Annotated in this window: 7 protein-coding genes; 6 read left to right on the forward strand and 1 reads right to left on the reverse strand. The window is 33.4% G+C overall.

Features of this window, described 5'->3' with window-relative positions; all coding sequences use genetic code 11:
• Position 1: 1 nt before the first annotated feature.
• From bpSLO_RS06800 to bpSLO_RS06825, 6 genes are all read left to right on the forward strand, one after another.
• Positions 2-1,093, forward strand: coding sequence for a variable large family protein (locus bpSLO_RS06800; RefSeq protein ID WP_246990117.1), 1,092 nt, complete (start codon positions 2-4; stop codon positions 1,091-1,093).
• 113 nt (positions 1,094-1,206) lie between these two features.
• Complete coding sequence (locus tag bpSLO_RS06805; RefSeq protein ID WP_246990119.1) at positions 1,207-2,259, forward strand: variable large family protein; 1,053 nt, start codon at positions 1,207-1,209, stop codon at positions 2,257-2,259.
• Between the two features lie 123 nt (positions 2,260-2,382).
• On the forward strand, positions 2,383-3,420 hold the full coding sequence (locus bpSLO_RS06810) for a variable large family protein (RefSeq protein WP_432432500.1): 1,038 nt from the start codon (positions 2,383-2,385) through the stop codon (positions 3,418-3,420).
• Between the two features lie 536 nt (positions 3,421-3,956).
• Positions 3,957-4,478, forward strand: a complete 522-nt coding sequence (bdr, locus tag bpSLO_RS06815) for a Bdr family repetitive protein (protein WP_025407669.1) — start codon at positions 3,957-3,959, stop codon at positions 4,476-4,478.
• 203 nt (positions 4,479-4,681) lie between these two features.
• On the forward strand, positions 4,682-5,758 hold the full coding sequence (locus tag bpSLO_RS06820; RefSeq protein ID WP_432432501.1) for a variable large family protein: 1,077 nt from the start codon (positions 4,682-4,684) through the stop codon (positions 5,756-5,758).
• Positions 5,759-5,871: 113 nt separating this feature from the next.
• A complete protein-coding gene (locus bpSLO_RS06825) occupies positions 5,872-6,918 on the forward strand; it encodes a variable large family protein (RefSeq protein ID WP_051480053.1) in 1,047 nt (348 codons plus the stop codon).
• A 275-nt stretch (positions 6,919-7,193) separates the two neighbouring features.
• Here the strand turns inward: bpSLO_RS06825 and bpSLO_RS06830 are convergent, their stop codons facing one another.
• Positions 7,194-7,955 carry a hypothetical protein gene (locus tag bpSLO_RS06830; RefSeq protein ID WP_083253466.1) on the reverse strand — a complete coding sequence of 254 codons (762 nt, stop codon included), beginning with the start codon at positions 7,953-7,955 and terminating at the stop codon, positions 7,194-7,196.
• Positions 7,956-8,189: the final 234 nt, after the last annotated feature.

Consider the following 8,189-nt stretch of genomic DNA (forward strand, 5'->3'; position numbering starts at 1 on the left):
GATAATGAAAAGAATTACTTTTTGTGCGTTATTAATGACTTTATTTTTGCTTCTTAGTTGTGGCAGTGGACAACTTCAAGCTGAGAAATTGGCTGCTGAGAGTAAGAATACTTTCTTAGATTCATTAGTTAAGATAGGACATGGGTTTTACGAGATTTTTGGCGTCTTTGGTAATGCTATTGGGGATGCTTTGGGATTTACAGCTGTTAAATCGGGTGACCAGAAAAGTAAAGTTGGTGAACACTTTGGGAAAATAAAAAAAGGTTTGGTAGATACTAATGGGAAATTAAAAGAGCTATCAGATGAAATATCTGAAGCAAAAAATGCTAATAGCAGCACAATTAAATTAGTTGAAGATGCAATTAACAGTGCTAGTGACGTTATTGCAAAGCTAATTGACTCTGTAACCAAAATGGCTAGTATAACTAATGATAGTTCTTCTATTGGTGATAATGTTGATAATCCTCCTGCTGCAGCTGAAGAGGTTGGCGTTGATACTATAATTAAAAGTGTAAGTTCAATTATTGAAGTAGCAAAGAAATCTGGCATAGAAATCAAACCCGGAAATGTTGGTAATCAGATAGCTGTAGCTGCTAATGCTACTGATGCTATTGCTGTACTTGGAGGGCATACTGCCAAGGCTTCTGCTGGAGCTGGTGATAAGTTAGCAGTTGAAGTATCTAAAGCAGATCCATGGGCTATGATTGACAAGATTAAGAATGCTAAGGCTACTGCTGCTGCTAAGCTTAATGCTGGTACGGATAATGAAGCAGGAGCACTAGCTGCTTCTAATAATAATGCAGATGCAGGAGCTGGCGCAAAGAGTAACGCAGATCTAGCAGCTGCTGTTGCTCTTAAGGCTATGACTAAAGGTGGTAAATTCAGTGCTAATGCTGCAGATACTGAAGCAGTTAAATCAGCAGCTGTAACGGCTGTAAATAAGGTATTAGGAGTTCTTGATTTTATAATTAGAAAAACAGTATCAAGCAATCTAGATAAGATAAGAGAAGCTGTTAAGGGAATACAGTACTCTGAAACTACTACTGAATCAGCTGAAGCTAGTTCTACTACTCAACCGGCTGCTGCTAAATAAATTATCTATTTAAATAATCTAAATAAAGTCATTTGAGGAAAACTTTTCTCTTTATGAGAACTGTTTTCCTTTTAGCTATATCTTGCCCCCTTGAGTTAATAAGGAGGCACGTGATAATGAAAAGAATTACTTTTTGTGCGTTATTAATGACTTTATTTTTACTTCTGAGTTGTGGTAGTGGTAGTACTAAGACGGAAGATCCTAAAACCACTTTCTTAACTTCTATTGCTAATTTAGGTAAAGGGTTCTTAGATGTTTTTACTTCTCTTTCTGATATGCTTGCTGGCGCTTTTGGTATTAAGGCTGACACTAAAAAGGAAGATATTGGAGCTTATTTCACTAAAATTGCAGAGACTATGACATCTGTTAAAAAGAAATTACAAGATGAAGTTGCAAAAAATGGAAATTACTTGAAACTTAAATCAGTCGTTGATACTTTTATCACAGGAACATTAGACAAGATCGCAGAAGGGGCTAAGACAGCAGCAACAGGAGCTATTGGTAGCGATGCTATTGGTAATGCTGTACACAATCAAGATGCTGTAGCAGCAGATGCTACAAGTGTCAACTCACTAGTTAAAGGAATTAAAGAAATTGTCGGGATAGTTTTAAAATCAAATGAGGGAAATGCAGGAGTTACTAAAACTGCCGAAGCTGAGAAAAAGTCAATTGGTAAATTGTTTGGGACTAAAGACGCTGATGGAACAGAAGCACATGCAGCAGCTGCTAGTGCTTCAATTGGTGCAGTAACTGGGGCTGACATATTACAAGCTATTGCTAGCTCTGCTGAGGCTGGTACTGGTGAGATTAAAGTTGAGACAGCAAAGAATGCTGCTGAGATTGCTGCTGCTAAGGCAGAAGCCGCTAAAGAGATTACAATAGAATCAGCAAAGAAAGATGCAGTTATTGCTGCGGGTATAGCACTGCGAGCAATGGCAAAGGGTGGTAAATTTGCTGCTAAACAAAATGAAGAGAAATCAGCTCATGCAGTTAATGGTGCAGCTGCTAGTGCTGTTGGTAAGACTTTAAGTACCCTTATTATTGCTATTAGGAATACTGTTGATAGTGGTTTAAAGACAATAAGTGCAGCTCTTGCTACAGTTACACAAGAAGATAAATCTGTAGAAGCTACTACACCCGCAGAAACAGCAACTAGTGGACAGTAACAATAAATAATTATTAATCAACATAACTAAATAAAGTCATTTGAGGAAAACTCTTCTTTTTATAAGAACTGTTTTCCTTTTACCTATATCTTGCCTCTTTGAATGATAGGGAGGCACGTGATAATGAAAAGAATTACTTTTTGTGCGTTATTAATGACTTTATTTTTACTTCTTAGCTGTGGTAGTGGTAGTACTAAGGCTGAGGATCCTCAGAGTAGATTCTTAAAGTCAGTTATTAGTTTAGGTAATGACTTCTTAAATGTTTTTACTTCCCTTTCTGATATGGTTGGAGGGGTTTTAGGGTTTAATACTAATACTAAAAAGTCTGATGTTGCAGCTTACTTTAAAACTGTTCATGACACTGTTTCATCTACTAAGACATCCCTTGAGAAAATTGTTGCTGATATGAAATCTGATAATAATCCTAATTCAGAGGCTACTGATACCGCTGTCAAAGCTCTAATTACTAATACTCTTGATAAAATAATTGATGGAGCTAAAACTGCTAGTGAGGCTATTGGTTCTGATGCTAGTGACTCGCTTGCTAATGTTGCTGCTGCCAATGCTGCTGGTGTTGCAGGGACTGGGGTTGATAAGTTAATAAATGGAATTAAAAGTATAGTAGATGTGGTTCTTAAAGATGTAGGAAATGCTGATGCTGGTGATAATAAAAAAGCTGAGGAGCTTAATGTAAGAAATAATGATGGAGCAGGTAAATTGTTTGATGGTAGTACTGGTGCTGCTGGAGATGATAAAAAAGCAGCTGCTGATGCTGCTAAAGCTGTTGGTGCTGTAACTGGCGCTGACATCTTGAAAGCCATGGTTAAAGATAATGGTGATGCTGCTAAACTAGCTAAAAATTCTGCCGCTATTGCTGGTGTTGCAGCTAATGCTAAAGATGGAACTATTGCAGGGGGTATAGCTTTAAGAGCCATGGCAAAGGATGGTAAATTTGCTAATGGTAACAATGCTAATGATGCAAAAAAAACAATAGAGGGAGCAGCAACAAGTGCAGTAACTAAGGCATTGGGTACTTTAACTATTGCAATAAGAAATACTATTGACGTGGGACTTAAAGAAGTTAAAGATGCTATGAAATTTAATTCTATTGATACTCCTGTAACTACTGATAGGCAATTTTCTGAAACTAAAGGTCAATAATTAGAATTAATAACAATATACATAACTAAATAAAGTCATTTTAGGAAAACTCTTCTTTTCATAAGAATTGTTTTCCTTTATCTATATCTAATAATTCAGGTTTAAATAGTATTGACAGCAATCATTCAACAACGGATTGATGGTAAGATTGCATTTGAGCTTTTTTATAAACTAAAGAAAATTGGCCTAACACTATATGTTAAAGATAGGGATAACGTTTTTGGTCATGGGAATGTGACTAAAACCTTTCTTAACCTTAGAGCAGGTATGAGTCATAAGTTAAGCTTGTACCAATTAAACCTATAAGTAATAAATTTACTAGAATTACAGTATTATGGATTATTCAAGTAAGTCAGCTATATCTGATATTTATAAGTACAAAGGAGATGGTAAGAGTGATGATGATTCATTAGATAGCATGTAAGCATCATATATGTTATTGACTTTGGATCCCCGTTTTCTTAAAGCCCATTTTACTAAGATAAGGTTCCTGTAATACTTAAGATATTATATAATAATTACATAAGGAGTTTTTTATGGGACTTGCTCAACCAGTAATTACACAGCAAATGGTTATAGCTGAACTTACTAAAGCCGGTATTAAGAGAGATATTGCTATTGATTTATCTTACAGGTACTATCGTAATGAACTGACTTATAAAGATATTGAATTCTTAAAAGAAAACTTTGATATAAAACTTGAAAAGGTTGAAGCTCTTTTACAAGCTGAAATTAAATCTGTCAAGACTGAACTTGATAACAAAATAGATACAGTTGAGAATAATCTTAACACTAAGATAGATACTAAATTCAATGAACTTGATAGCAAAATAGATACTAAATTTAATGAACTTGATAATAAGATTGACAACGTTAAAAGTGAGTTAAAATCTGATATTGCATCTGTGAGCAATGAGGTTTTTCTTGTTAGAAAAGATATGGAAATTAATAAAATTAAGTTTGATAGTACATCAAGATTACATAATTGGATGTTTGGTACCCTTATTACCCTTAATATAGGAATATTTTTAGCATTAATGTCATTATTAGTAAAGTAAATTTATTTAATTATCTTCCTTCTTTAAATGACTTTCTGTCAATTATTTTTTTACAAAAATTATTTAATTATTTGTTAGTAACAATCAATTTTATTTATTGTTGAATCACACACAGTATCTGTAAGGTTACAATATTTATGTTTTAGCTTTGTTATTTTGTTCAAAGCTTGTTAACTATCTTACCCTCCTGAGTTGAGTAAAAAATGAGGCACGTGATAATGAAAAGAATTACTTTAAGTGCATTATTAATGACTTTATTTTTACTTCTTGGTTGTGGGAGTGGCAGTACTAAGGCTGAGGATCCTCAGAGTAGATTCTTGAAATCTATTATTAGTTTAAGTAATGACTTCTTAAATGTTTTTACTTCCCTTTCTGATATGGTTGGAGGGGTTTTAGGGTTTAATACTAATACTAAAAAGTCTGATGTTGCAGCTTACTTTAAGAAAGTCCATGATGTTGTACAAGGCATTAAGGATAAGCTTAATAAAATTGTTGCTGACATGAAATCTGAGAATAATCCTAATTCAGAGGCTACTGATACCGCTGTCAAAGCTTTAATTACTAATACTCTTGATAAAATAATCCAAGGGGCTAAGACTGCTAGTGAAGCTATTGGTTCTGATAGTAATCCAATAGCTAATGTTGCTGACCAAAATGCAGGTGCTGCTGGTGAAGAAGCTTCAGTTAAGTCTCTTAGTGAAGGAATTGGAAAGATTGTAGGTGTAGTACTTAAAGAAGGAAATCCTGAGGCGGGGGATGATAAAAAGGCTAGTGATGGTTCTACTGCAAGAACCGCTGCTGCTGGGGATGGTGAAGCAGGTAAATTATTTGCTACTGCTAATGTTGGCACTGCTGAGAATGCAAAAAAATCAGCTGCTGATGCAGCAAAAGCTGTTGGAGCAGTAACTGGTGCTGATATCTTAAAAACTATGGTTAAAGAAAGTGGTGATGCTGCTAAGCTAGCTAAAGAAACAACTGGGAATGCTGGTGCTATCCCTAAAGATGCAACTATAGCAGGTGCTGTAGTTTTAAGGTCTATGGCTAAAGGTGGTAAATTTGCTGGTCCTAGTGATGCTGCTAGTGTTGATGCAAAGAAAGCAGTGGAGAATGCAGCAGTAAGTGCTGTTACTAAGGCGTTAAGTACATTAACTATTGCAATAAGAGATACTATTGACGTGGGACTTAAGGAAGTTAAAGATGCTATGAAATTTAATTCTACTGATACTCCTGTAACTACTGATAATCAGATCCCTGAAACAAAAGTTAATAATCAGAATTAATAACAATATACATAACTAAATAAAGTCATTTGAGGGAAACTTTTCTTTTCATGAGAATTGTTTTCCTTTTATCTATATCTTACCCCCTTGAGTAAAAAAGGAGGCACGTGATAATGAAAAGAATTACTTTAAGTGCGTTATTAATGACTTTATTTTTACTTCTTAGCTGTGGAAGTGGACAACAGGCTGCTGATGCTGGGAAGACTGGTTCAGAGAAAGGGACTGGAAGTTTAAGTGAAGTAATTGCAAGCTCAAGACAATTATTTTTGGATGCTTTTGTTTCTTTTGGAAATTTACTAAAAGAAGCATTTGGTCTTACTGCAGATACAACTAAAAAAGCAGTAGGAGAACGATTGGGTAAGGTTGGAGAAGCAGTGAAAATAGCTAAAGATAAGTTAGAAGAGCTAAAGGGAAATGAGCAGTTTAATTTAATAAAAGATAAAGCTGAAAGTACAATTAATAAGGCAATTGATACTTTAAGAAAGATAGTTGAAGGAGCAAGTAAAATTAAGGATGCTACTGGTAGTGCTAATGGTAAAGTTGGTGGTAATGTTGGTGATACTGAGGATGCAGCACCAGCAAATACAGCAAGCGTTAAGGGTCTTGTTGAAGGGATTAACTTAATTTATGAAGCAGCAAAGGAAGCTGATACTGAGCCAAAAGGAAATGCTAATAAGCAGATTGAGGATTCTAAAGAGATTGCAAAGTTATTTAAAGGCACTGGTGATGTTGGTGGTGATGCCAAGGCACTAAGTGGAGCCAGGAGAGCAGTAATTGCAGCTAGTGGTGCAGATATATTAGCAGCAATTGAAGCAGCTAAGGATACAAGTAAGCAAGCAGGTAATATTAGTGCAGCAACAAATGCTTATGACATTGCAGTTGCTACTAAAGATGATACAAATGCTCATGATGATATTAAAACAAATGCATCAGCAATAGCAGCAGGTTTAGCATTGAGAGCAATGGCAAAGGATGGTAAATTAGCAACTGTTGCTACTCATGCACCAGGACAAGCAGTGAATGCAGTATTAATAGGAGTAGTTGGTAAAACTGTAAATGAGATAGTATCTATTGTAAGAAGAACAGTTGATAAATGTTTAAAAGATGTTGATGATTGCATAAAAGAAGATTCCAGTAGTGTAGTAAAACCTACAAATTAATATAGTGTGGTTATTCATTGGAATAAGTTTTTACAAGCAGGAATTCCTGCTTTTTTATCTAAATACTCAGTATCTTTAGTGATACTGAGTATGAAGTTAGTTTTTACTAATTGATATTAAGCTAGGGGGTCGAAAAAAATTTTTTTAGGTTTTCATTACAATAGTACAAGCAATATATTATTATCAATTTGTACATAGTTGCTGCTGAGTGAACAAATTTATTTTCTTTTATGTATTTTTTTTAAAGAGATGTCACAAAAATGTACAATGTATAATTACAAAAATATATGAGATAATAGTAGTTTTTGCAATCTATTAGTAGATTTATAAGGTATACCAAGTTGTTTGAGGTGTAGATTAATATAAGATTTGAGGGTATGTAGGTTTTTGTTTGATGTTTGATCAAGGAAGAAAGATTCAACCAGAGAAGCAATAGTAGAGAGAGTTTTATTAGTATGGTTTTTAAATAGATCTAGGTTATTTTTATTAAGTTTTAGTCTGTTAAAAGACTTAATATAGTTTATTTTTTCGTATAAGTCTAGTATACAAGGTTGATTATCTAATAGGATATTGAGATGAGTATTATTGTAATAGATATTATTGAAGGTAATTTTAGACTTAGCAATCAAAGAGTAGATAGAAATTATATGTTTTGTAGTGATAGAGAAGTTGAATATATTTTTAGCGATGTAGTTAATTTTGTATGCATGAATAGAAGATAAAATATTTTTATTTAAATTTTTAATAATGGAAGTAGCAATAACATTGGGTTCGAGTAAAGAATATTGTTGAAACTGTAGACCATTACTTAATGTATAAGTAATAATATTGTTATTAAAAGTATAAAATATTTTGATAAAAGGATCTTTTAGATGTGTTAAAGGTATGCCGGAAGCCATAATAATGCCGAGTAAATTGTGAATAGTGCTAGAAGAGAGAATAAGATAATTACTAATGAGAATAAATTCATCAGGATTAATTTTATGAATAGGGATATAAGGTATATTATTAGTAAATAAATTTTTTAGAGAGAACATATATATATAAATATAATACTATTAATCTAGCAAAGAGGGGAGGTAACTATATATTTTTTTAAAGCAACTATTGAGTTTTTTATGCAAACTATTAATTTTGTATAAAAAGGTAAATTAAACTTATGAGTTTTTTGTGTAAACTATTAATTTTTAGTAGCAAACTTATGAGTTATATGTGGAAACTTATGAGTTATATAAATGGATAAACATTCTATACTATTAACAAATTATAAT

The sequence above is a fragment of the Borrelia parkeri genome, assembly GCF_023035815.1.
Taxonomy (GTDB): Bacteria; Spirochaetota; Spirochaetia; order Borreliales; family Borreliaceae; genus Borrelia; species Borrelia parkeri.

Coding starts and splice junctions, on each gene's coding strand:
- bpSLO_RS06810 (WP_432432500.1), top strand. CDS start 2,383: ATGAAAAGAATTACTTTTTGTGCGTTATTAATGACTTTATTTTTACTT.
- bdr (WP_025407669.1), top strand. CDS start 3,957: ATGGGACTTGCTCAACCAGTAATTACACAGCAAATGGTTATAGCTGAA.
- bpSLO_RS06820 (WP_432432501.1), top strand. CDS start 4,682: ATGAGGCACGTGATAATGAAAAGAATTACTTTAAGTGCATTATTAATG.
- bpSLO_RS06825 (WP_051480053.1), top strand. CDS start 5,872: ATGAAAAGAATTACTTTAAGTGCGTTATTAATGACTTTATTTTTACTT.
- bpSLO_RS06830 (WP_083253466.1), bottom strand. CDS start 7,955: ATGTTCTCTCTAAAAAATTTATTTACTAATAATATACCTTATATCCCT.